General features: G+C 65.5%; 33 protein-coding genes, 1 tRNA gene and 2 pseudogenes. 11 read left to right on the forward strand and 25 right to left on the reverse strand.

Going from position 1 to position 19,965, the window contains the following annotated elements:
- The 17 genes and pseudogenes from BP38_RS0103055 to BP38_RS0103130 all read right to left on the reverse strand — a co-directional run.
- Positions 1–541 (reverse strand): phage tail protein (locus tag BP38_RS0103055; RefSeq protein ID WP_026986526.1); only part of this gene is annotated, 541 nt, incomplete at its 3' end.
- Between the two features lie 196 nt (positions 542–737).
- Positions 738–1,412 (reverse strand): hypothetical protein, encoded by a 675-nt coding sequence (locus BP38_RS0103060; RefSeq protein WP_026986527.1) that lies wholly within the window; start codon positions 1,410–1,412, stop codon positions 738–740.
- Positions 1,413–1,609: 197 nt separating this feature from the next.
- The gene (locus BP38_RS21615) at positions 1,610–3,256 is read right to left on the reverse strand and encodes a DNA primase family protein (RefSeq protein ID WP_051608913.1); all 1,647 of its coding nucleotides are present in this window, start codon (positions 3,254–3,256) and stop codon (positions 1,610–1,612) included.
- Positions 3,257–3,392: 136 nt separating this feature from the next.
- A complete protein-coding gene (locus tag BP38_RS21620; RefSeq protein ID WP_026986528.1) occupies positions 3,393–3,968 on the reverse strand; it encodes a hypothetical protein in 576 nt (191 codons plus the stop codon).
- A gap of 119 nt (positions 3,969–4,087) precedes the next feature.
- Positions 4,088–4,783 carry a class I SAM-dependent methyltransferase gene (locus BP38_RS0103075; RefSeq protein ID WP_026986529.1) on the reverse strand — a complete coding sequence of 232 codons (696 nt, stop codon included), beginning with the start codon at positions 4,781–4,783 and terminating at the stop codon, positions 4,088–4,090.
- On the reverse strand, positions 4,780–5,145 hold the full coding sequence (locus BP38_RS0103080) for a DUF4031 domain-containing protein (protein WP_026986530.1): 366 nt from the start codon (positions 5,143–5,145) through the stop codon (positions 4,780–4,782). Before BP38_RS0103080 ends, BP38_RS0103075 begins: the two co-directional genes overlap by 4 nt.
- Entirely contained in the window at positions 5,146–5,706 is a 561-nt protein-coding gene (locus tag BP38_RS23070) for an aminotransferase-like domain-containing protein (protein WP_026986531.1), read from the reverse strand. It abuts the gene before it with no gap.
- A complete protein-coding gene (locus tag BP38_RS23075; protein WP_245602308.1) occupies positions 5,679–5,897 on the reverse strand; it encodes an Acb2/Tad1 domain-containing protein in 219 nt (72 codons plus the stop codon). The genes BP38_RS23070 and BP38_RS23075 overlap by 28 nt, the downstream gene beginning before the upstream one ends.
- Before the next feature lie 256 nt (positions 5,898–6,153).
- Positions 6,154–6,216: pseudogene (locus BP38_RS23290) on the reverse strand (hypothetical protein); the annotation flags it as partial.
- Complete coding sequence (locus BP38_RS0103095) at positions 6,213–6,587, reverse strand: hypothetical protein (RefSeq protein ID WP_155992173.1); 375 nt, start codon at positions 6,585–6,587, stop codon at positions 6,213–6,215. The pseudogene BP38_RS23290 and the gene BP38_RS0103095, both read right to left, overlap by 4 nt.
- The gene (locus BP38_RS0103100; RefSeq protein ID WP_026986534.1) at positions 6,584–7,135 is read right to left on the reverse strand and encodes a hypothetical protein; all 552 of its coding nucleotides are present in this window, start codon (positions 7,133–7,135) and stop codon (positions 6,584–6,586) included. The genes BP38_RS0103095 and BP38_RS0103100 overlap by 4 nt, the downstream gene beginning before the upstream one ends.
- Complete coding sequence (locus BP38_RS0103105) at positions 7,132–7,548, reverse strand: DUF4326 domain-containing protein (RefSeq protein ID WP_026986535.1); 417 nt, start codon at positions 7,546–7,548, stop codon at positions 7,132–7,134. The genes BP38_RS0103100 and BP38_RS0103105 overlap by 4 nt, the downstream gene beginning before the upstream one ends.
- Complete coding sequence (locus tag BP38_RS0103110) at positions 7,548–8,228, reverse strand: hypothetical protein (protein WP_026986536.1); 681 nt, start codon at positions 8,226–8,228, stop codon at positions 7,548–7,550. Before BP38_RS0103110 ends, BP38_RS0103105 begins: the two co-directional genes overlap by 1 nt.
- Complete coding sequence (locus tag BP38_RS0103115) at positions 8,228–9,514, reverse strand: CHC2 zinc finger domain-containing protein (protein ID WP_026986537.1); 1,287 nt, start codon at positions 9,512–9,514, stop codon at positions 8,228–8,230. Before BP38_RS0103115 ends, BP38_RS0103110 begins: the two co-directional genes overlap by 1 nt.
- A complete protein-coding gene (locus tag BP38_RS0103120) occupies positions 9,511–9,906 on the reverse strand; it encodes an ASCH domain-containing protein (RefSeq protein WP_026986538.1) in 396 nt (131 codons plus the stop codon). Before BP38_RS0103120 ends, BP38_RS0103115 begins: the two co-directional genes overlap by 4 nt.
- Positions 9,907–9,908: 2 nt before the next feature.
- Positions 9,909–10,436: a hypothetical protein gene (locus tag BP38_RS18725; RefSeq protein ID WP_051608914.1), complete on the reverse strand. Its 528-nt coding sequence runs from the start codon at positions 10,434–10,436 to the stop codon at positions 9,909–9,911.
- Positions 10,424–11,083 (reverse strand): hypothetical protein, encoded by a 660-nt coding sequence (locus BP38_RS0103130; RefSeq protein ID WP_026986539.1) that lies wholly within the window; start codon positions 11,081–11,083, stop codon positions 10,424–10,426. The genes BP38_RS18725 and BP38_RS0103130 overlap by 13 nt, the downstream gene beginning before the upstream one ends.
- A 76-nt stretch (positions 11,084–11,159) precedes the next feature.
- Here BP38_RS0103130 and BP38_RS18730 point away from each other — a divergent pair, with 76 nt between their 5' ends.
- Positions 11,160–11,360, forward strand: a complete 201-nt coding sequence (locus tag BP38_RS18730) for a hypothetical protein (RefSeq protein WP_035723499.1) — start codon at positions 11,160–11,162, stop codon at positions 11,358–11,360.
- Positions 11,361–11,365: 5 nt separating this feature from the next.
- Here the strand turns inward: BP38_RS18730 and BP38_RS18735 are convergent, their stop codons facing one another.
- A complete protein-coding gene (locus BP38_RS18735; protein WP_035723502.1) occupies positions 11,366–11,611 on the reverse strand; it encodes a hypothetical protein in 246 nt (81 codons plus the stop codon).
- Between the two features lie 95 nt (positions 11,612–11,706).
- On the opposite strand from BP38_RS18735, the gene BP38_RS0103145 reads away from it, so the two are divergent.
- Positions 11,707–12,423, forward strand: coding sequence for a helix-turn-helix domain-containing protein (locus BP38_RS0103145; protein ID WP_035723505.1), 717 nt, complete (start codon positions 11,707–11,709; stop codon positions 12,421–12,423).
- A gap of 89 nt (positions 12,424–12,512) precedes the next feature.
- A complete protein-coding gene (locus tag BP38_RS0103150; protein WP_026986542.1) occupies positions 12,513–12,848 on the forward strand; it encodes a hypothetical protein in 336 nt (111 codons plus the stop codon).
- A gap of 59 nt (positions 12,849–12,907) precedes the next feature.
- On the opposite strand, the gene BP38_RS0103155 is transcribed toward BP38_RS0103150, so the two are convergent.
- From BP38_RS0103155 to BP38_RS18745, 5 genes are read right to left on the reverse strand one after another with little or no spacing between them, the layout of a single operon-like run.
- Positions 12,908–13,342 (reverse strand): DUF6941 family protein, encoded by a 435-nt coding sequence (locus BP38_RS0103155; protein ID WP_026986543.1) that lies wholly within the window; start codon positions 13,340–13,342, stop codon positions 12,908–12,910.
- Entirely contained in the window at positions 13,339–13,749 is a 411-nt protein-coding gene (locus tag BP38_RS21625) for a helix-turn-helix domain-containing protein (RefSeq protein WP_051608915.1), read from the reverse strand. The genes BP38_RS0103155 and BP38_RS21625 overlap by 4 nt, the downstream gene beginning before the upstream one ends.
- Positions 13,721–14,224 (reverse strand): hypothetical protein, encoded by a 504-nt coding sequence (locus tag BP38_RS0103165; protein WP_155992175.1) that lies wholly within the window; start codon positions 14,222–14,224, stop codon positions 13,721–13,723. Before BP38_RS0103165 ends, BP38_RS21625 begins: the two co-directional genes overlap by 29 nt.
- Positions 14,225–14,268: 44 nt before the next feature.
- Positions 14,269–14,637 carry a hypothetical protein gene (locus tag BP38_RS0103170; RefSeq protein WP_026986545.1) on the reverse strand — a complete coding sequence of 123 codons (369 nt, stop codon included), beginning with the start codon at positions 14,635–14,637 and terminating at the stop codon, positions 14,269–14,271.
- A complete protein-coding gene (locus BP38_RS18745; RefSeq protein WP_026986546.1) occupies positions 14,634–15,095 on the reverse strand; it encodes a helix-turn-helix transcriptional regulator in 462 nt (153 codons plus the stop codon). Before BP38_RS18745 ends, BP38_RS0103170 begins: the two co-directional genes overlap by 4 nt.
- 175 nt (positions 15,096–15,270) lie before the next feature.
- Here BP38_RS18745 and BP38_RS0103180 point away from each other — a divergent pair, with 175 nt between their 5' ends.
- The 8 genes and pseudogenes from BP38_RS0103180 to BP38_RS18750 all read left to right on the forward strand — a co-directional run bounded on the left by BP38_RS0103180 (position 15,271) and on the right by BP38_RS18750 (position 19,272).
- Positions 15,271–15,594: a hypothetical protein gene (locus BP38_RS0103180; protein WP_026986547.1), complete on the forward strand. Its 324-nt coding sequence runs from the start codon at positions 15,271–15,273 to the stop codon at positions 15,592–15,594.
- On the forward strand, positions 15,591–15,857 hold the full coding sequence (locus BP38_RS0103185) for a hypothetical protein (RefSeq protein WP_026986548.1): 267 nt from the start codon (positions 15,591–15,593) through the stop codon (positions 15,855–15,857). Before BP38_RS0103180 ends, BP38_RS0103185 begins: the two co-directional genes overlap by 4 nt.
- A complete protein-coding gene (locus BP38_RS0103190; RefSeq protein WP_026986549.1) occupies positions 15,854–16,972 on the forward strand; it encodes a DUF5131 family protein in 1,119 nt (372 codons plus the stop codon). Before BP38_RS0103185 ends, BP38_RS0103190 begins: the two co-directional genes overlap by 4 nt.
- Positions 16,969–17,505 (forward strand): hypothetical protein, encoded by a 537-nt coding sequence (locus tag BP38_RS0103195; RefSeq protein WP_026986550.1) that lies wholly within the window; start codon positions 16,969–16,971, stop codon positions 17,503–17,505. Before BP38_RS0103190 ends, BP38_RS0103195 begins: the two co-directional genes overlap by 4 nt.
- Before the next feature lie 2 nt (positions 17,506–17,507).
- Complete coding sequence (locus BP38_RS0103200; protein ID WP_026986551.1) at positions 17,508–17,759, forward strand: hypothetical protein; 252 nt, start codon at positions 17,508–17,510, stop codon at positions 17,757–17,759.
- Between the two features lie 118 nt (positions 17,760–17,877).
- Positions 17,878–18,114 (forward strand): hypothetical protein, encoded by a 237-nt coding sequence (locus BP38_RS0103205; protein ID WP_026986552.1) that lies wholly within the window; start codon positions 17,878–17,880, stop codon positions 18,112–18,114.
- Positions 18,107–18,250 (forward strand): annotated as a pseudogene (locus tag BP38_RS23295) (helix-turn-helix domain-containing protein); the annotation flags it as partial. The gene BP38_RS0103205 and the pseudogene BP38_RS23295, both read left to right, overlap by 8 nt.
- 17 nt (positions 18,251–18,267) lie before the next feature.
- Positions 18,268–19,272: a tyrosine-type recombinase/integrase gene (locus BP38_RS18750; RefSeq protein WP_051608916.1), complete on the forward strand. Its 1,005-nt coding sequence runs from the start codon at positions 18,268–18,270 to the stop codon at positions 19,270–19,272.
- Between the two features lie 10 nt (positions 19,273–19,282).
- Here BP38_RS18750 and BP38_RS0103215 read toward each other — a convergent pair.
- Positions 19,283–19,358, reverse strand: a tRNA-Ala gene (locus BP38_RS0103215).
- 150 nt (positions 19,359–19,508) lie between these two features.
- Positions 19,509–19,853, reverse strand: coding sequence for a TIGR02300 family protein (locus tag BP38_RS0103220; protein WP_026986553.1), 345 nt, complete (start codon positions 19,851–19,853; stop codon positions 19,509–19,511).
- Between the last annotated feature and the right edge of the window lie 112 nt (positions 19,854–19,965).

Consider the following 19,965-nt stretch of genomic DNA (forward strand, 5'->3'; position numbering starts at 1 on the left):
GGCGCCGGTCGTACTGCCGCTGCAGGTTCCTGGGCAGCCGCTCCTCGACGAGGAACTGCAGGGCGGCCCGCACCTGCTCGTCGATCATCGTGTCCGGCACCGAAGGCCCGAACAGCGGATCGATCGGCAGGCGGTCCTTGCCCCTGCGCTTCATGACCAGCTTCTGGCCCTGCCGCGTCGTGACGATGAAGCTGCCCTTGTAGAGCTTGCGCGATCCCCAGGCCTTGGCCGTCACACCCTTGCGGGTCTGCCGCGCCGAGAAATGGATCAGGTTGCGTGGCCGCCCGGAGGCGATGATCCGCGCCTCCAGCCGCTGGCGCGAGGCGTGCAGGATCTGCAGCGACTTGCGCGCCGTCGTCACCTTGATGCCCATGATCTTCGCGATCTTCCGGGCCGCCTCGGTGCGGGTCTGCCGGGCCGTCTGGTTGATGGCCTGGCGTGCGACCTCGCGCCCGTCCTTCTCGCCCATGGCCCGCAGCATGGCGTTCCACTCGCGATCGTTCCACTTGACCTGGAAATCACTGCGCCGGCGAGCGGCCATGATCCGGTCTCCGAAAACGCACGACGGCGGCGCCGCCGGGCCCGAGGGGGCAGATCCGGTGGCAACCGCCGTCGTCAGTTGAACAGGGAGGCTTCACGTCTGGGAGACGGACGCTCAAACGAAAAACGCCCGGCGGGAAAATCCAGCCGGGCGCACTTCAGCGTCACGAACACTCTGTCAATACACTTCATGGAAGTCAAGCAATTCTGCGCATCCTGTTTTCGCGGGCCGACAGGGGGTCCTCCTCCCAGGGCCGCTCCGGCAGGTCGAACGGCTTCAGCACCAGACGCCGCAGCGCCTTCTGCTCGACCTCGGCCTGGAGCGTCCGCAGCGCCTGCCACCACATGCGGTAGATGATGCGGCGCCGGCCGATCTCCGCGCCGTTGTCCTCCAGCTCGAGGACGCAGTAGCGGGCCTTGCTCTTCGGCGCCGTCATCTCCTGCACCCGCATGACGTTGCGCTTGCGGTCGAACACCCGCTTCGCCTTCATGCGCACCACCGGCAGGTCCCGGCCCCAGTCCGGGGCCGCGCCGTTGCGGGCCGCCTCCTGTACCAGCAACAGCGACGGCCGCTCCAGAACCCGGTCCGCCGTCAGCCACAGGGTCTCTGCATCGGGATGGACCTGCGGGCCGTGGCGATCGCTGCTGCCCGTCCCGTCCACGAAGGTCCCCAGCACCGAGTAGCGCTCGACGGCCCAACAGCCATCCGCGCTCACCCCCGGCCGGAAGTCCTGCGGCCCGGTGCGCAGGTACTTCAGCGCCTGGTCCGCCCGCTCCCGCGCCACGGCCCAGTGCAGGGCCTCGTCTATCCGCAGCTCTTGGCCTGTCCGACTGACAGGACTGAACCCCTTATTTTCAAACTGTTCAGTCATTTTCCTGTGTGTTTCCAATCCATTGAATAGTCTGAATGGTTAAGCCCAAGGTTCCGCGCGTACGAGACAGCTTGAAGGAAGCCCCATACGCGCGGGAGCTACCGGGAACTGTTCAATCCCTTCAGGATCATGATTTCCCCCTGTCGATCAGTGCCTTATGGCTGAACAGTAGTTTCATCGACTGAACCCTTTACCCTTCAGTAATCGGCCGGATCGAGCCCGCTGCGCCCGACGATGCGGTCCAGCTGACGGAAATTGAGCGTGACCTCCTGGTACTCCTGGCGGCCGGTCTTGCTGCTGCGCGCCTTTTTCACCCCCCGGTCGCGCAGGCAGAGGCCGAAGCGCGTGTTGCTGACCGGCTCACGCCCGTTCGCCTTGGCCCACTCCGCATAGGCCTCGAAGAAGTCGGCCGAGGTGATGCTGTGTCCCTTGGCCTCGTCGCCCGCGATCACGACGTCCTTGAAGAAGTCGGCCAGCGGGTCGTTCTCGGCCCGGTACTCTTCCGATGCCTGGGTGACCACATCCGGCGGCGCAAGGCCCTGCTCCCGGTACAGGCGATAGCCCTCCAGCATCCAGTTGAAGATCCCCGTCGCCTCCTCCTCCAGGATACGCTCGGCCAGTTGCGTGTCCTTCGCCTCCTCCGGCACCTGCACCGGCCAGGGCAGCACCTGGATCCGTCGCCAGGTCCCGTGGTCCTGGCCCTGGATCTTCGGTGGGTTGTTGAAGGACAGGATGATCTTGTGCGTGGGATCGAACTCGAACTGCGCGCCGTGCAGCGGCCGCACCGTGATCGGCTCGCCCCCGGCCTGTGTCTTGATGGAAGACTCGGACAGCTTGGTCCCGCTCTCCGGCTCGCTGGCCAGAGCCAGCCGCTTGTCCACCAGGCGCACCAAGTCCGGCGTGGCATCGCCCCCGGACTTGAACTTGTCCTGGGCAAAGGTCGAGAACGGCAGGGTCACCGTATAGTCGCCCAGCACGTGCCGGAAGATCGACAACAGGGTGGACTTGCCGTTCGCCCCTCGGCCGTACCAGCAGAAGATCACCTGCTCCCCCACCAGGCCGGTCAGGCAATAGCCGGCGACCCGCTGGATATAGGCGCGGATCTCCGCCTGGGGCTGCACCTGCCCCAGGAAGGTGCGAAATCGCGGACAATCCGCCCCCGCGTCATAGGTGACAGGTACCAGGTATGTGCTCAGGTCCTGCCGGTCGTGCGCGTCACAACGGTGGCCGCCGTCCGGCAGCAGGCGCAGGGTCGTACTCTCCAGGGTCAGCAGGTTGGGGTCCGCGTTGAAGTCCTTTTCCGAGCGTAGCAGGTACGGTGATGCCATCTGCAGCATGGACGCCACCCGGGACGAATTGCCCGATTGCACGGCCCAGGCGAAGTGCCGAGAGATGCGCTCCCGACGTTTCTTCTGCGCCGCCTTGAACTCGGTCTCGCTGTCGAAATCGCCCACGTCCGGTGGCGGGTCTCGCTCCAGCGCCCGCGCTTCCTCGATGATCGATCGGCTGACCTGGTGGGCCAGTTTCTGCGCCCGCTTCCAGGCGCCCTGCTGGCGCCAGACGCGTCCGTCCCAACTGGCCCAGCCGTCCCGCATGTCGCGGTGCAGCTCCTCCAGCACGACCAGGTCATGGCCATGCCGCGCCAGCAGCCGGTGCGCGTTCCCCCAGTCGTTCAGCGGCAGGTCCGCCAGCTGGCGGTCATCCACCGGCGCCGGTTCCCCCGGTGCGGCATTGGCCAGGGCCTCGAACACGGCCATCGCCCCCGACAGGGTCTCATCATCCTCCCCCAGCACATCAGGGGTCGGGGATTCGCTGTTCAGACCCTTCCGGTTCTCGTCGCTCACGACGCACCCCCTTGCATCCGGAGAAAGCGCCGTGGTTGGATAGCTACAATTCTGCCTAGTAACAGGAGTTCTGGTTTAATGCGCCAGGTTGCGTTCCCACAAAAGCCGCCGGATAGGACGAAACAACCCCCCGTGCCTAACCGAAAAGACGAGAAACCAGCGCCTCCACCGCCGCGGCCGCGTCCAGAGCCGCCCAAACGGCCGCCGCAAAAGCCAGGAAAGAAGCCCTGAAGGCCAGACTGGCAGACGCCTTCACACTCTCCGCTCGCCTGCTCATGTCGGTTTCGTTGCGATCCATCGCTCGCTGTAGCCAAGCCAATTGGTCGGCGCGGGCCTCCACAAGAGTCACGGCGTCCCGGAAGTCCTGATACCATTGTTCTGGCGCATTGCCTGGCAAAGTGAAATGGCCGGGACGGAATGCCCGCCAGGCATAGACCGCCGCCAGACCCAGGGCCACGCCTGCACCTACCAGGAAGATGCCCACACCCAAGGGCAGCCCACCAGCCTGGAAAAGGCCGGCGGTCGTTCCGAACAGGATCATCGCCGCCGTCGTGTAGACCGAGAAGATCACAAGGGCGCGTTGATCGGCTGCCAAGGCCGTTTGCAGCTGGGCCTGCAGGTGCAACTCCCCTTCGCGCAGAGCCTCTTTCACAACTTCCTCGGAAACATCCTGCAGGTCCGGCACTTCGCTCAGGTAATCGCGTTCCGTCATCGGCTGGTTCCTCTCGTGTTGCGGACAGCAGAGGTGCTGTGCAGGCCGTATCGTAATACCTATCCTGGACCTTCACTAGATCACCTCCCCCTCACCTTTTGTCAGTGTCCTGGCCTCGCTCACTGCGCCTTCGCCTCCTGCGGCTCATAGTCCGCCAGCTTCTCCAGGCGCTTGCGACAGGGCGGAATCCAGTCGAAGGCCGGCCCCTGGAAGCCATGGCGGGAGCGATAGACGGGCTGGACCCACACGATCCAGCAATAGCTGGTGGCCGAAGACGCCTGGCGGTCCAGCCGGCCCTTCAGCATCGGCACCCGCTCGCAGAACTGCAGGATCCACTCCGGCGGCCGTGGCTCGAACAGCCGCTTGTAGCGGCCTCCGCCCTCCAGAAAGGCCGTTCGCACCAGCAGGGCCACGCCCTCCCGCGCGACCTCGAGGCCCCGCAGAGCGAAATCCTCCGCCTTGTTGAAGGGCGGATTGGTGATGATCCAGTCCGGTTGGTGCTTGTGGTGCCGGAAGTCGATGGGCGGATCCTGGTCCAGCAGCGTCCCGTCCGCCAGGAAGTCATAGACCGCGCCATGGCCATAGTCGTGGATGTCGCTGGACGTGACCTGCCGGAAGTATTCGGCCAGCGGTCGGGCCATGTAGCCCTCGCCGCAGGCCGGCTCCCACACCGTATCGCGCTCGATCGCACCATAGGTGGCCAGGTGTTCGCACAGCGCCCGCGTCCCCCAGGGCGGCGTCGGGAAATAGTCCAGGCCTTCCGGCGCGTCACTGCGGTTCTGCATGACGGCCATGGAGGTGTTCTGACCACTCATTCCGCTGCTGACTCCCCAACCTTTAATGCCCTCGCCTTGGCAACCAGATCCAGCTTCCGCTGACCCGACGCGATCAGGCCGGGCGAGCACTCCTCTTCCCCCAGAGCGATCAGCTGCCGTCCGGCATGCGCCAGGGCCTCATAGCGATCGCACTCCACCGCCCCGTCCTGGACGGCCATGGCCCGCTTGCTTTGGCTGATGTCGAAGTGCACCCAGCTGGCCTTCGGCGGTTGCTGCAGCCACCGGCGCGCCACGCCGATGCGATCGGCCATGGCCAGCAGCTCTTCCCGGCTGTCCGCCCACATGTGGCACATCTTCATCCGGCCATAGGGTATGGCCACGTCGTCCACATAGACCGCCATCTAAGCCGCCTCCCCTTTGTCGCTCTTGGTGTCCCCGCCCTTCGTCCGCCGCAGGTGACAGCGGGTATGGTGCTCGGCGCAGTACGGCGAGCCCTCTTGCACCGCCGCGCCGCACTTGTCGGCGTCCGTGAAGGGTCCGTTCCCCGCCAGGTACTGACAGCTGCGCGGGCGCCAGCCGGTCGACTGGGGCCGGAGAGCTGTCTTCAGCAGCTGGGCCGCACGCTCCGGATCCCGCTGCGGTGGGCCGCCGGGCTGTGTCCCGGCCTCACCTTCCGTGCTGCTGCCGGGCGGCGCCTGGCGCGTGTTGGCGGTCAGGGCCCCGGTCGCGGTGATGCGGATCCGCCGCGCCGACTCGCTGATGACCAGCACCTCGATCCAGCCCCGCCGGCGCAGCTCGGCCATCCACTGGACGCCGGTGGTGAGCGATCGGCCGATGCGCTGTGCGATCATGCGGTTCGAGGGCGCCGGCAGCCGCCGGGCCGCCAGATCGGCCAGCCAGCCATAGAGCTGCTGCAGCTCGCCCTCGATGCCGTCTATGCGGTGATGTGCTTCACCGCCCACATGACCGCTTCCTCGGCCTTGGTCTTGGCCAGGCTGAGTTCGCGCGACTGACCTGCAGCCTCGATCTGATCCAGAAGCTCCTGCCCCTTGTCCTTGATCGCCTGCATCTGCTCTTTCTCGGCCTCGCTCAGAACCCGGTACTGATGACGCATGGTGTTGTTCTGGGTGCGGTGATCGCTCGTGCTCTCCATGATTCTCATCCTTTTTGAAGGTAGTGGGTGCCGGGTTCTCTCCCCCCGGCGAAGTCACGTCCATTCTCTCAGACGTTGCAGATGCCGACCGCCCGGCATCAGGCCTACTCCCGGCATCGTCAGACGGGGCCTTCGTCTCGATGATGCCCGGCTCACCGCCCTCTTCCGGTTTCGCTTGGGGTTCCGTCTCCTCTGGCACAGGGCGCTGCAGAGCCCGTTTCACCGTCCGCTGGCTCACCCCGAAGGTCATGGCGATGGTCGCCACCGTGGTGCCCTGTGCCGCCATGTGCTGGATGGTCTCCCGCTCCTCCTGGGTCATGACAGCCCCTCCGCCCAGGCGATCAGCTCACGCCGCTCCTTATCAGTGGTGTTCTCTTTGCCAGCCAGCGTGGCCTTCAGCTCCTGGACCGCATGAAACAGGGCCGCGTCTCGGGTCTCGGCGAACTTCCCCCACTTCGGCCCGACGTGGTATCCGCCGCCCCAGCTCGACAGCTGGAACTGAGTCGCCCACATCCACAGGCCGTCATCGTGCTGGTGCAGCTCGATCCGCGCCTTGTTCCAGGCATTGCGCGGATGCGGCAGACACAGCGTTTCGTGCGCTTCTCCGTCCACGGTCGGTCCATAAGGATCGACAGGCTTGCGAATGGCTGGAGGCATCAGGGCATCGAAGATCGAGAGCTGCTGCATCACGCCACACCTCCCAGCCAGGCCCGGTCCCGGTCGATCCACTTGATCAGCTGCACCTTCGCGTGACTGATCGCCTGCCGGCGCTCGCCGCAGGCCTCGAAGACGCCCTGCTCAGAGTAGAGTGCGAACTGGGCTTGCCACCGCAGCACCTGGCGAATGTGCAGGCTGCCGTCCGCTTCCTGTGACCTGAGGGACGGGCAGTGCTCCATGCAGATCGCCGCGCAGCGTTTGTGCAGCAGCGGCTCGACCTGGAGGATGTCACCGGGCTTGAAGGCATGCAGATAAGGCCTGGCCTGCGACAGGCTGACCTTCGTAGCGGTCTTGAGCAGGCGCCCGCAAAGATCGCAGCGGCCGTGCGCGATCGCGGCACGCTGACGAACCACATGGGGCGAGCCAAAGCGGGGCTTACCTTCGCCCCGCTCTACCTTTTGACAGATCGCCAGACGGCCGCCGGCATAGGGACAGGCATCGAGGAAGAAATCCTCCTCAGCCGTCCAGGCGACAGTCCAGGGCACCGGCACGCCACCATAATGCAGGAGTTCCGGCATCATCCACCCTCCCGGTTCGCCAGGTCCAGCAGCACGTCGGCATGACAGGGCTTGTCCAGCGAGCACCAGCAGGCCAGGTCCCGTCCGCGCAGCTCGGGCAGTCTCTCCAGGATGGCCGTGCGTGTCGGGTATCCGGCCGCCGCCTCGAGCGCGAACGATATCTTGCCGGTGTAGGTTCCACCGCCGGTCAGCCCGCTGTCCAGCAGGTGGCGATAAGCATCCACACAGCAGCGATAGGGATGGACAGCGCCGTTCTCGTCCTCCCAGACGTGGCGCTCGAAATCGGGCGAATGCGGGCAGCCATAAGGCCAGCTGCAGGACGTGATATTGCCGAAGACCGAAGGCCGCCCGACATAGACGGCCCCCGCCGGCATCCGCCACCCCTTGGTGCGCTTGCGCTGGATCCGCTGTGGCATCAGGCGACCTCTTTGCTATCGATGATGGGTGAATCCGCTTCGACACATTCGCGCCGGCGCAGTGCACGGCAGATACCTGTGGTCAATTCCCGGCCGGCACAGAGCCACCTCAAGAGGTCCATCATGTCGCGCCGCGTGGCACGCTTCGGCACCGCAATCCGCAGGTTGCCGCAGAGCTGGTACAGCTCATCACGCCACAGCATGTCGAGAGCGGCCGCAGGCAAGGTCTTGTTCAGGGCCGGCTTATCGATATTCCATCGCTCCAGGCCGTCAAAACCGCCTTCCACGGCCCGGCGCTTTCTGGGGTATACCCACACTCCCATTCGGCGCAGATCGTCCGGCAGGTTGCGCATGAAGTACTGCCCGTCCCGTTCGTAGTGCGCAGCCCATTGGTTGGTGCGCTGCTCGACCAGGAATTTCTCATGGATCGCGGCATAGGCATGATGCGCCACGTCCTGCATGGCCCGCATCTGGTCTTCCAGCCGGTGCAGTTTGTCCCTCGCGGACTTGATCTCGACCGCCACAATCTCGGCCGGGCTCACAGCCAGGACATCAATGCGATTGCCCAACTGCCAAGCATTGATCTCGTGGATGATGCGCGCCTCGGGCCGGTTCCGGCGCAGGTGCGCAACGACCTCGGTTCGGATCTCGGCTTCGGCTTCGCTGCGATACGCTGGCATCACGCCGCCTCCCCGGCCGTCACGGCCCCGCCGCGGACGTACCAGTCCGCGAAGTCCAGGCCCTCCGGCGGCCGCGTGCGGCGCACCCGCCGGCCCTCGTGCCGGCCCCGGCGCTCGGCCCGGTCATAGACCGCGCGTGCCGAGTCTGGATCCTTGTTGTCGCTGTCCTCCGCGATCACCCAGGTGGCACACCCGGGCGGCAACCACAGGCCCGGCTGGCTCAGGTCCGGATCGCGTGCCGGCAGGTAATTCCGCCGCTGCTTGCCCGTGCGTGGATCCTCGACCCAGGGCCGCTGAGGGTGCTGCACGCGCCGCGCGCTGCTGTCCCCCGGCCCGGCCAGGTTGTTCAGGCTCAGCGCCGCCCAGAAGGACGGCAGCTCGCGGATCTGCCCGTCGGCCTCGGCCTGCGCCATGGCCAGATAGAGCGCCAGCGTCGTCTCGATGCCCTCGGCCGTGACGATCTCCGCGCCGCCGGCCGTCAGGCGCAAGGCCCCGCCGCTGTAGCGCCCGATGATCTTCTTGGTGGCCCAGGGCTGGCCGTCCGCAGAGCGGCCCCAGATGCGCCGGCCCTTGCCGTCGGCCTCGCCCGTCCCGTCGAACAGCCAGGTGCAATGCACCGCCGTGATCTGCCCGCCGCCCTCGGCACGGCAGCCCGGGCCCTGCACCGCCGCCACCAGGGCCGGGCCGCTGCCCGCCTGGACCGGTGCGCCGCGCTCGTCTTCGCCCCAGTAGGGCAGCGCAGCGTGACAGCGTAAGGACGCGGGCAGCCCGCCGATCAGCGCGAAGTCCGCCGGATCCAGCCCCAGCCGGTTGGCCAGGTAACGCTCCGCTAGGGTTCCGGCGATCGGCCCTGCGCCGCGCCAGATATCCAGCACCCGTTTCGATTGCCGGTGCCGTGCGTCCTGGTCCTTGGCCAGGCGCCGGCGGCTGTCTTCTTCAGCCCGCGCCTTGGCCCGGGCCTCCGCCTGGGTCCGCTGCGCCTCCGGCAAGCGCGCCAGGCCGGCCATGTCCTCCAGTAATTCCAGGGACTCACCGAAGGACAGGCCGGCCAGCCGCTGCGCCAGCTCCAGCACGTCGCCATGCGCCCCACAGCCGAAGCAGTGGAAGAAGTCCTGCCCCTCCCGGATCTTGAAGCTGGGCGTCCGCTCGTTATGAAAAGGGCAGCAGGCCACCCGCTCCCGGCCCCGCCGCTTCAGCGGCAGGCCCAGCCGCTCCGCCACGGCCGCCAGCTCCAGGCGGTCCTTGACGGCGGTCACGCGTGCTTCGGTGTCCCGGCGATCGGTCATGACGACAACTGCTCCCTCCAGTTGAAGAAGCCGAGCGCACCGCGAACCAAGATGAAATCAACCGGTCGGGCATTGGCGAGAACGAAGCCAAAGCGCCCAACGAACCACGGGCTGTCGCTTACCTCGACGCAATCGATAATCTCGGCCGTTCCGATGATCCCGCCACGAAGAAAGTCGCGCGGTGAAGAGGCCGGAATCCTCTCCCAACCTATGCAGCTTGCCGCGCTGTAGAATTCCTCTTGAGTGCAGCCCTTGGCGGCATGAATGCACACCGGCCCGCGATATCGTGTCCTCCAGTCGCGGTTCTCGATGTCCTTTCCGGCATGCAGGATGGCCCAGGCCCAGGGCTGCCGGATCGAAAGGGCCAGCTTCGGAAGTTCTGAATACAACATGCCTACAGCCGCTCTGCCGTACCGGGCCGCGAGATCGGCCCGTCGCACCCGGCCCCGATCTGCCCGGGGTCTTCGGCCACGAAGTCCTTGAAGTGGATCCAGCCCTTGGCGCAGTGGAATCCCCACTGCCGCACCCGCGGCCCGGTGATGAAGAGGCTCCAGCACACCCGGCTTTCCATCCGGTGATAGTCCGGCCGGATCAGCTCGAGGCGATGCGGCGTTACCGCCCGGCGGAATGTCAGGCTGCCCGGCTGCCGCAGCTGGCGCCCGCCCTTCAGAACCTCCACATAGCCGCCGGCCAGGATCAGGCTGGCACTGCACCAGGGATGGTCGTGCAGGGCGCGGTCGTCGTCGTCGCGCAGCACCTGGTGCAGGTAGATGTTGAACAGCCGGTTGCGTGGCAGGATCCACCAGCGGCGCATGTACGGCGCCCGCTCACCGCCGATCACGAAGTCCGGCGGCCGGTGATCGATCCGCCGCAACAAGAAATGCAGCAGCCGCTTGGCCGCCGGCTTACTCAGGATCCGCATGGCTCGATCTCCCTTCCTCTCAGAACACGCGCCGCCCCCGGCCGGCCCAGACGGTCGCGCCGCACGCTGGTCCGGGCGTCCAGGTCCTGGGGCAGCAGCAGCGCCAGGGTCAGGACGATGCCCAACCCCGCCTTGACCGCGCCCGCCTTCAGCGCCAGGGACCGCGCAGCACCCGGCGCAGCCGTATCTCCATCCAGTGGTGCAGCCGCGCCAGGGCCGTGTGGCGCCAGGCCTTCCGAGTGTGATGCCACGCCCGCCGCTGATGCCGCCGCCGCAGGCGCAGGTGAATCTGTCGTCGGATTCTGGGCAGCAGCATCGGCGGCCAGCTCCTCTTCCAGTCGTGTCAGGGAAGCGCGGATGCGCGTGATCTGGTGCGCGACCGAGGACTCCTGCGCCTCGAGGACGGGCGCGAAGAGGTAGTCCAGGAAGCCCTCGCCCCACAGGTCGACCATGGCCAGCAGGTGACGGAACTGGGGCACCTGCCCGGCCTTCCAGCTCTCGGCCGTGCGCACGCTGACCCCGATCGTCCGCGCCAGAACCTTCGCCGGCCAGTCGCGCAGCCAGATGGCCAGCCGCCCGCCGACCTCGGCCACAGGGCTGTCGGGATCGCCGGCCTGCTGAAGTAAAGCGATGGTAGCCGCCGACATGGATTTACACTCCCGTTTCTGTAGGCTGAGCCAGAAGGAGAGAAGAGCCGCGCACCACGGAAAGGGAGCGACCACCATGCCGACGACCACACCGCCCGCCGGCCCCAGGGGTCAGGCCGGAGAGAGCGAACCGCAAAGGCTGCGCCGTCATGCGCAGCGCCTGCGGCGAGAACTTCAGGACCGGCCTTATCTTCAGCCAGACCTGAGAGAGGCCATGACCGAGGGTGCTGACTGGCTCGAGTCGGCAGCGAACAGCCTGGATGCGGACGGCGCGTAATGACATCAGGCCGCCTCGCTTTCCGGCTTGGGCCTGGGAATGTCGTCGGGCCACTCCAGGTCTTCGGGCCAGTTGTTCGAAAACCACTGAACAACCTTGCCGTAGGTGGCAATCGTGCAGGTTCTCCCCTTCCGAAGGCGGTCGAAGAACATGCCCTGGTCATAAGCCAGCGTCGCGACCCTCGCGTGAGACCGGCCCGTGTGCTGGCAGTAGGTATCTGCCAGGCGGATTATGTGTGTCGTGAAGTCCATGCGCGGATACTGCGGAACATTTACCGCGCTGTCAACATGGAATGAGGAATACTTACCGCGTGACCGAACAGGCGAAAGTGCGGCATAAATTCCGCATGAAGTTTCCAAGACTGGTTAAGCTTATTGACGAGGCAGTGCAGGCCCGTGGCTGGAGCGACAAGGCTGCTTCACGGAACGCGGGCCTGAATGAAGAGGCCGTGCGCTCAATCAAACGCGGTCACGAGCCCAGCCCAAAGACATTGATGGCACTGGCCAAGACCCTGGATATTGAGGAAAGCGTGCTGTTCGGATCTCTCGCAGCGGACGATCCGCAAGCGAGTAGCGCGGTCACCCCGGACCATCCCCCACTTTACAACGGCACCTTGAAAAGCGGTTTCATCGAAGTCGGAAACGAGGAGTATGCCAGCCTGCCAAGGTTCGATGCCAAGCTGTCCGCCGGTCCCGGTTCGCTCATGGAACAGGATCCCGAACCCTTGGGCTATCATTTGGTGGAAGCGCAGTGGCTGAAGGCCATTACGAGCACCATTCCCAAGAATCTGATCATCGTTATGGTCGACGGCTACTCTATGGAGCCGACCTTCTACAGCGGCGACTGGGTGCTCGTCGACACCACACAGCGCCGCGTGTCCGACCAGGCCATATTCGCGCTGCGGGTCGCGGAAGTGATGTGGATCAAGCGCCTGCAGCCCATGCTGAGTCTCCAGAAGATCCGCATGATATCCGACAACGAGCGCTACTACCCCGAGGATCTGGACGAACACCAGCTGCAGATCATCGGCCGCGTCGTCGGCTTGGTTGCACGACGGATCTGACCCCACAACCAAGCTGGACAAGGCTCGACCTGTCGCGCACACTTCCGGCTGCATCGACTGGGGTCATACAATCGAACAGGGGGAATCACATGGCACTCATCACCTGCCCGGAATGCTCGAGCCAGGTCAGCGACACCGCCTTCAAGTGTCCACAGTGCGCCGCACAGCTGCGCACACCCAAGCGGGGCTTCTGGGGCAAGCTGTTCAAATGGGGCTTCATCGTCTTCAACGTGATCATGGTGGTCTGGCTGGTCGGCTACTGGATGGAGCTCGGCGAGATGACCAGCGGATCCGTCAGCGATGCCGAGCGCACCGGCCAGGCCATCGGCGGCACCATCGGGACCGGCCTGCTGCTCGTGCTCTGGGTCATGGGCGACATCATCCTGGGCTTCCTGGTGCTCTTCACCCGGCCGAAGGCAGCCTGAGCCGCAAAGCAAAAGCCCCGCCAAATGGCGGGGCAGACAGCTTCGAGCTGATGTCAGCATCAAGTCTTGTGCATCTTGTCGACACGCACCTCCAGCTTGCCTACCTCGATCACGTTGTCCTCGATCTGCGCCGTCACCTTCAGCTGACCTTCCTGGCTGATGACGGCCCCCTCGAAGACGATCTGTTGACTGACGGTGAACTGTTTCACCTTGTCGGAGTCACCTTCTATGGTTTTCAGGTCCTTGGGGTCCAGGCCCACATCCACGACACCCGAGGTCTCCTCCCCACCGGGGAAGGTAAAGGTCATGTGAATCTTGTCCGGAACCGGCTCGCGCTCGAAGACCAGGTCGATGACCATGCAGAGCTGCGGCAGGGTATAGGGCAGCTCCCGCTGCACCGTCATGGCGCCGGTGTAGACCCCCACATAAGTATGCTTGCGGGAGACCTCCTGGCGGATGTCATCGCAGAACAGGACGTAGCCGTGAATGCTCATGGCTCGGCCGGCTCCAGGGGCTTCACCCTAGCCGGGCCGCCGGAGACCTCGCCCTGGAATGAGAAGCGTGTCAGGCCGGGATCGTCGGTGCTCTCGGTCTCCGGCTGATTGCCAAGCCGCACCCAGCTTGGGCGCGGCTGCTCCGTGTCTTTCACCAACCGGAACTCGATATCACGGCCCAGGGCATCAGCCATTTCAGCGATGCTCCTCAGGGTCAGGTTGGCACTGCCGTTCAGGCGCCGCGTGATCACCGACTTGTTGACGCCGACCCGGTCGGCCAGTTCCTGCTTTGTCACGCCGTTCTCTTTCTTCTCGTCCAGATAGGCGTTCACAAGGGCATCACGGACACCGCCTATGAAGCGGATGACCTTCCGGCGTTTAGGTGTGATGGCAAGTCGATAGGACATCTTCAACCCTCGTGCTCTGCAGATGCTTCGGTTCGTCCAGCGGCAGAGACTCCCGAAAGCGCAGAACCGCTTCCTTCATGGGCCTCGAGAGCCTTTGCTGCTTCATGACTTTCTTCATGTTGGCCGTGACCCCGATGAAAATATCGTAGGCCGCGAACCACCCCAGGATCCTGAGGTCCGTGGTCTTGAACTCCCAGATCCCCAGCGCGGACGCCGATATCGCCTTGATATCAGCATCGTGGTTCAAGCGTTCGCCCATCTGTATCTTCTCCAGGAGATCGACGAACTGTTCGGCCGGTGACAGCCTGGCATCGTGGTCGCGCGCATGGTCTGGCAACTCCTCGTCCACCCAACGGATCAGTTCAGGTGACGCGTAGAAATATCGCTGTGGCAAAGAGCTTGATCCATTCAGGGCATCCAACCAGATCAGCTGCTCGCTCTCGCATAAATTGGCGATGGTTGCCATAAGAGTCAACTTAGCATTCGTGGTGCCACTGTGTCATGGTGTCCCACGGACCCTCACTGCAGCGCCTCCCAGCTCTTCTCCTGTTCCTCCAGGCAGAACGCCACCATCCCGAAATCCATGCCAATGGAATCGGTCCATTGCTGCGCGCAGCCCCGCCACATCACAGCCGCCGGATCGCGCTCCTCATAACGCCGCTCCATCTCCTCGGCGGGGCCGAACTCATGACGTTCCCTGAAATCCCTCAGGTCGGCCACGGCCTTCTCTTCCTCGTCCCGACAGAACTTCTGCATGGAGAAGTCGTCCGGCCACTCGGCTTCGCAGCGCTCTTTGATCACCGCCTCGGCAGGCGGCGCATCGTCCTGCGCCCAGGCCGGCAGGGCCTGCAGGCCCGCCAGGATTATTGCTGTAACTGCATGCTTCATCGTTGGGTTCCCTCCATCAGGTCGTCGATCACCCGGGCCTTCAGATAGCCCTCGGCATCGTCTGTCACTTCGCCCGTCTCCAGGTCCGTCAGCTCCTGGATCCGGTCCACGCGAAAGGTGCGCAGGTCGTCCGCCTGGTGGCACCAGGCATAGAGATAGAGCGCCTTCTTGCGCTGCACCAGGCGCAGGGTATCCACCTCGCGCTCCGTTACCTCGCCGTCGGCCGCCTCATAGACCAGGCACAGGGGCCATTCGTCCAGGTTGTCCGGACCGTCCATGTCCACCAGGCGGTCGTCCTCCGCCTCGCGCCGTGCCCTCGGCCGGGCCTGCGGCCGGGACGCGGCCTTCTTCTTCCGCGCCTTCTCCACCCGCTCCTTGTCCGACGGTTTGAAGTAGATGGCATAGATGCCGGCGGCCACCAGGACAATCAGCGTGATGACCATTTCCCCGCCCGTCATGTCGCCCCCTGAGTCTCAGCCTCCCATGGCAGGAAGATTGCGCCCTGCCGCGCTCTTGCACCCAAGAGTAGCAGGGGCATTGCTGAATGCACAGCGGTATATATTCCGCGCTTTTCTATTGACGCGGTAAACTTTCCGCAATACCGTCCTGTTCTCTAGCAACAGGAGGCACCCCATGTCCCCACTCCAGATCCTGCACGCCAGCTACGACGGCCCCATCCCGGCCGACCGGCTGGCCGCCGCCCGGGAGGCCGAGCGCCATTACCGGCCAACGCCCCAAGCCCGCATCGGTCGCGTGCGGCGCAAGCCCCACGTGACGATCGAGACCATGGCCGCCGCCATGCTCGAGCGCTACGCCGCCGAGGGCGCCTGCGCCAAGAGCGACCTGCTGCGGCTGGGCTTCACCGAGAGCGAGATCCGCGACCACGCCGAAGCGGCCGCCGACCTGGCCCGCCACCGCGCCGAAGCCCGCGGCCTGACCGTCGGAGGTGCGTCATGACCATCCCGACCGACATCCCCACGGCCATCCCGCCACGCCGTGCGGCCCAGGCCATCCGAGAGGCCCGCGGCCTGCTGGACCGCGACCCCATGAACGCCGTGGCCACGGCCTGCCTGCACAGCCTCAGCCACCACCCGCACCCCATCGTGCGCAACGAGGCCGAGGACGCATTGCAGCAGGCCAGCCCCGGCACCCGCACCATCGCCCAGGCCCGCGCCGACCACCGGCCCCAGGGCGACAACTTCGTGGAGCTGCGGCCATGAGCGACAAGAGCAAGATCGAATGGACCGATGCGACCTGGAATCCCATCACCGGCTGCAGCGTCGTCAGCCCTGGCTGCACCAACTGCTACGCCATGAAGCTGGCGGGCACGCGCCTGAAGGATCACCCCAGCCGCAGCGGCCTGACCGACGACAGCAAGGCCGGCCCCGTCTGGAACGGCCAGGTCCGCCTGAACGAAGACTGGCTGGACCAGCCCCTGCGCTGGAAGAAGCCGAGGCAGATCTTCGTCTGCGCCCACGGCGATCTCTTCCACGAGAACGTGCCCGATGAATGGATCGACAGCGTCTTCGCGGTGATGGCCTTGGCACCGCAGCACAGCTTCCAGGTGCTGACGAAGCGCCCGGATCGGATGCAGAAGTATGTATCAGCAGGAGATCATGAGGATTCCGATCTGTTTGAACGGATTGCTGATGCAGGCGCACGAATGGTCGAAGACGGCGACCTCGCCTACTCCGATCTGATTTACACGCAATGGCCCCTCCCCAACGTCTGGCTTGGCGTCAGCGCAGAGGATCAGGCGCGTGCCAACGAGCGGATCCCGCACCTTCTGGAGACGCCGGCGGCAGTTCGGTTCGTGAGCGCTGAGCCACTGCTGGGGCCGATCAATCTGAAGAACATCACGCCGCCCGGCGGACCCATGGACATCATGCTCCCCTTGGCGGGACTGACTTGGCGTGTATCCGGCTCCGGATCGCGCCTGTCGGGCCAGCATGCGGCCCTCGACTGGGTCATAGCCGGCGGCGAGTCCGGGCCGGGCGCGCGGCCCATGCTCCCCGACTGGCCCCGCGCCCTGCGCGACCAGTGCCAGTCGGCCGGCGTGGCCTTTCACTTCAAGCAGTGGGGCGAGTGGCTACCAATCGGCCAAAGCCTCCCCGGATGCGGGAAGGTCCACGGCGCGACGGCGGTCAAGCCGGGTCGAATGAAACTGCACTACGGCGGCACATCCAGTCAGCCGCCGAAACACGCCTTCGCCGATCGTGGCGTCGAGTTCGCCGCGACTGATGATGGTCTCCTAACATTGCGCGTCGGCAAGCGCGCCGCCGGCCGCCTGCTCGACGGCCGCACCTGGGACCAGTTCCCGGAGGTGGCATCATGACCGGCCTCACCGACAAGGACCTCCAGCTGCGCAGCCTGCGCCGCGCCGAGACCCACCGCGTCCTCGGCACCGGTGTCGGCAATGACCTGGTGCGTGAACTTACCGATGTCGCCCATCTGATCAGCCTGCTCAGTGCGACCAAACAGGCCGGTGACGATGCCGATACGGCCCTGCTCTGGAACCGCCTCCCTGCCGCCTGGCAGAAAGCCAAGAGCCTCCTGGACGAGATCCAGCGGCACCGCGACCGCACCGCCGAAGAGGCGTCCCGCCGCGCCGCGCTCGAGGACTCGCGACAGCAACAGGGGCTGCCCGTCCACCTCGCCGCCGCAAACACCGAGCAGATCATCGCCATCGCCGAAGCCGCTGTGTGGCGCCAACTGGCGCTGCAGGCCATGGACGAGGCCTGGGACCAGGGCGACACCGCGGCCGAACGCGAGGCCGTTGCCGAGGTGCTGGAGATGGAGCGGCGCCTGGCCGGCTGCATCCTGCCACTCACTCCTAAGTCCATGCACCACCAGAGCAAAGGAGAGTGACCATGCAACAGCGTGACCAGATGCGACAGCGCGACGACAAACCACGCGCACCGCGCAGCGGCGGCCTCGGTCCTAACCAGATGGCCTGGTGCCGCAAACGCCTGGGCCGCGGCTTCACCGATGGCGCACGTGCCGCCACTCAGGCCCAGCGCGACTACGAAGACTCCCGCCTCCGGCTCAAGCCGAATGGCGGACAACAGGCACCCCAAGCAGCCGGGGGACCGACGGCTGTAGCCGCCACGCCAGAGCGCTGAGTGCGGCAGCCCGCAGCGGACGTGCGGGCCTCAATAGGAGCTGATTGGCACTGACCGTTGGATCTGACAGCCGCCGGCCGCGTCCGGGCCGGTGGCCTCAAAGGAAGGAAGCAAGGGCATGACGCTGACACTCGAGCCGGAGACCGGGCGCACCCCGCCCAAGGTCTGGCGCCTGATGGCCGATGGCACGCGCCGCGGCACGATCTGGATCGACCCGATCGGTCAATACTGCTGGGCGCTCTACCCCACCGACAACATCGGTCCCACCGAGTCCGGCGTCTGCGAAGACCACCAGTCGGCCGAGATCCTGATTTGCGCCGCGCACGAACAATACTATGGAGGCGAGGATGGCTGAACCCGCACGCCCCTACACCACCCGCCAGCTGGCCCAGCGGTGGGGCTGCAGCGAGCAGCACGTGCGCAACCAGATCGAGCGCGGCCACTTGCATAGCTTTCGAGTCGGGCGTTTAATCCGCATCAGCAGGGAAGAAATCGAAAGGTTCGAAGCATGCGGCTCGTCTACTTCCGGGGAAAATGGTGCGTCTACTGGCGAGACGAGTCCGGACCCCGTCGCGTCTCTCTCGGCACTTCGGACAAGGCAGAGGCTGAGCGCCGCTACCTGGACTGGCAGTCAGACCAGCGCAGATCGGAGTCGCTGACCACCGTCGGTCAAATCGTCGAGGCCTATTTCAAGGATCGTGAGGCCCGCAAGCCTGGTTCCGCGCGCCGCCATGCCTGGAAGGGCGCGCGTGAGACCTTTGGCGATCTGCTGCCGCGCCATGTCACCCGCGATATCTGCCGGACATACACTGAGCGCTGCCGAAAAGCAGGCCGCTCGGACGCCACCATTCGCGATCGCCTCTCCACCATCGCCGCTGCCTTGCGCTGGCACGATCCTGCCACGCCAGCCGTGATCGAGATGCCGCCGCCTCCACCGCCGCGCGATCGGCGCCTGTCCCGCGAAGAGGCGGTGCGGCTGATCGAGGCCGCACGGCCCACGCCGCACCTGCATCTCTTCATCGTCCTGGCGCTGACCACGGCCGCGCGCAAGACCGCCCTGCTCGAGCTGACCTGGGACCGTGTAGACCTGGACCGTGGCCGCCTGGATCTGGGCGAAGGCGACGGCAACAAGCGCCGCGCCCGACCGCCGATCAACGAGTCGGCACGCTTCGCCCTAGTCGCTGCGCGCCAGGCCGCCACTACGGATTATGTGATCGAATATGCCGGCCGCCAGGTGGGCGACATCAAGAAAGGCTTCGCCCGCGCCTGCGAGCGCGCCGGCCTCCAGGGCGTCAGCCCCCACACGCTGCGCCACACTGCGGCCGTCTGGATGGCCGAGGCCGCCGTGCCCATGAGCGAGATCAGCCAGTACATGGGTCACACCACGACGGCGGTCACCGAGCGCGTGTACGCTCGCTATTCCCCCGACTACCTGCGCCGCGCAGCCAGTGCTCTGGAGATCGACACAGGTTCACTTGTACAAAAGAGAACTACGCGGCGGAAAGCTAAGTAATTGAAAAGATTGGTGGAGCCGAGGGGAATCGAACCCCTGACCTCTACAATGCCATTGTAGCGCTCTCCCAACTGAGCTACGGCCCCATCCTTGGGATATGCCCGCCATTTTCCGGCGCGACGGGCTGGGAAACTAAGTGGCGTTCCGGGTCTTGGCAAGGGAAAAATCATGTCCCTCTTGCCACTCTGCCATGCCCCGGAACAGCCCGCAGAATCAGGGGCAGAATCAAGTCTTGATCAGGTCTTGTCTTCTTCCTCGTCATCGCCGCCGACCTTGGCGATGTCCTCCTCTTCGCCCAGGTCCGAGGCATCCTCGAGCGCGTCGTCCTCGACCTCGATTTCCAGGTCCTCGGCCAGCTCGAGATCGTCACCCTTCGCCTCGGGCTCTGCGGCGGCTGCGGGCGCTTCCTTCTCGACCGCCTTGGCACGGCTGGCGCCCTTGCCCCGCTTGCCGCGCAGATGCGCCTCCGGGTCGAACTCGGTGCCGCAGGACGGGCAGACGATGGGTGTGCGAAGCATGTCGTAAAACTTCGTCCCGCAACTCTGGCACTGGTGTTTCGTGCCCCATTCCGGTTTGGCCACACCTACCTCCGTGACGTCTGATATTCAGGTTGCGGGCATTTGCCATGCTCCCCTTGGCCTGTCAAACCCATTCCTTAAGGGAACGCCGCATTTCTCGCCCGGCGGCGCAGAG

Source organism: Fodinicurvata fenggangensis DSM 21160 (assembly GCF_000686045.1).
Lineage (GTDB): Bacteria > Pseudomonadota > Alphaproteobacteria > Kiloniellales > DSM-21159 > Fodinicurvata > Fodinicurvata fenggangensis.

Bases quoted from the DNA above. Each gene is read 5' to 3' on its own strand.
- BP38_RS0103060 (WP_026986527.1), bottom strand. From the start codon at position 1,412: ATGACTGAACAGTTTGAAAATAAGGGGTTCAGTCCTGTCAGTCGGACA.
- BP38_RS21620 (WP_026986528.1), bottom strand. From the start codon at position 3,968: ATGACGGAACGCGATTACCTGAGCGAAGTGCCGGACCTGCAGGATGTT.
- BP38_RS0103075 (WP_026986529.1), bottom strand. From the start codon at position 4,783: ATGAGTGGTCAGAACACCTCCATGGCCGTCATGCAGAACCGCAGTGAC.
- BP38_RS0103080 (WP_026986530.1), bottom strand. From the start codon at position 5,145: ATGGCGGTCTATGTGGACGACGTGGCCATACCCTATGGCCGGATGAAG.
- BP38_RS23075 (WP_245602308.1), bottom strand. From the start codon at position 5,897: ATGGAGAGCACGAGCGATCACCGCACCCAGAACAACACCATGCGTCAT.
- BP38_RS0103100 (WP_026986534.1), bottom strand. From the start codon at position 7,135: ATGATGCCGGAACTCCTGCATTATGGTGGCGTGCCGGTGCCCTGGACT.
- BP38_RS0103105 (WP_026986535.1), bottom strand. From the start codon at position 7,548: ATGCCACAGCGGATCCAGCGCAAGCGCACCAAGGGGTGGCGGATGCCG.
- BP38_RS0103110 (WP_026986536.1), bottom strand. From the start codon at position 8,228: ATGCCAGCGTATCGCAGCGAAGCCGAAGCCGAGATCCGAACCGAGGTC.
- BP38_RS0103115 (WP_026986537.1), bottom strand. From the start codon at position 9,514: ATGACCGATCGCCGGGACACCGAAGCACGCGTGACCGCCGTCAAGGAC.
- BP38_RS0103120 (WP_026986538.1), bottom strand. From the start codon at position 9,906: ATGTTGTATTCAGAACTTCCGAAGCTGGCCCTTTCGATCCGGCAGCCC.
- BP38_RS18725 (WP_051608914.1), bottom strand. From the start codon at position 10,436: ATGCGGATCCTGAGTAAGCCGGCGGCCAAGCGGCTGCTGCATTTCTTG.
- BP38_RS0103130 (WP_026986539.1), bottom strand. From the start codon at position 11,083: ATGTCGGCGGCTACCATCGCTTTACTTCAGCAGGCCGGCGATCCCGAC.
- BP38_RS18730 (WP_035723499.1), top strand. From the start codon at position 11,160: ATGCCGACGACCACACCGCCCGCCGGCCCCAGGGGTCAGGCCGGAGAG.
- BP38_RS18735 (WP_035723502.1), bottom strand. From the start codon at position 11,611: ATGGACTTCACGACACACATAATCCGCCTGGCAGATACCTACTGCCAG.
- BP38_RS0103145 (WP_035723505.1), top strand. From the start codon at position 11,707: ATGAAGTTTCCAAGACTGGTTAAGCTTATTGACGAGGCAGTGCAGGCC.
- BP38_RS0103150 (WP_026986542.1), top strand. From the start codon at position 12,513: ATGGCACTCATCACCTGCCCGGAATGCTCGAGCCAGGTCAGCGACACC.
- BP38_RS0103155 (WP_026986543.1), bottom strand. From the start codon at position 13,342: ATGAGCATTCACGGCTACGTCCTGTTCTGCGATGACATCCGCCAGGAG.
- BP38_RS21625 (WP_051608915.1), bottom strand. From the start codon at position 13,749: ATGTCCTATCGACTTGCCATCACACCTAAACGCCGGAAGGTCATCCGC.
- BP38_RS0103170 (WP_026986545.1), bottom strand. From the start codon at position 14,637: ATGAAGCATGCAGTTACAGCAATAATCCTGGCGGGCCTGCAGGCCCTG.
- BP38_RS18745 (WP_026986546.1), bottom strand. From the start codon at position 15,095: ATGACGGGCGGGGAAATGGTCATCACGCTGATTGTCCTGGTGGCCGCC.
- BP38_RS0103180 (WP_026986547.1), top strand. From the start codon at position 15,271: ATGTCCCCACTCCAGATCCTGCACGCCAGCTACGACGGCCCCATCCCG.
- BP38_RS0103185 (WP_026986548.1), top strand. From the start codon at position 15,591: ATGACCATCCCGACCGACATCCCCACGGCCATCCCGCCACGCCGTGCG.
- BP38_RS0103190 (WP_026986549.1), top strand. From the start codon at position 15,854: ATGAGCGACAAGAGCAAGATCGAATGGACCGATGCGACCTGGAATCCC.
- BP38_RS0103195 (WP_026986550.1), top strand. From the start codon at position 16,969: ATGACCGGCCTCACCGACAAGGACCTCCAGCTGCGCAGCCTGCGCCGC.
- BP38_RS0103200 (WP_026986551.1), top strand. From the start codon at position 17,508: ATGCAACAGCGTGACCAGATGCGACAGCGCGACGACAAACCACGCGCA.
- BP38_RS0103205 (WP_026986552.1), top strand. From the start codon at position 17,878: ATGACGCTGACACTCGAGCCGGAGACCGGGCGCACCCCGCCCAAGGTC.
- BP38_RS18750 (WP_051608916.1), top strand. From the start codon at position 18,268: ATGCGGCTCGTCTACTTCCGGGGAAAATGGTGCGTCTACTGGCGAGAC.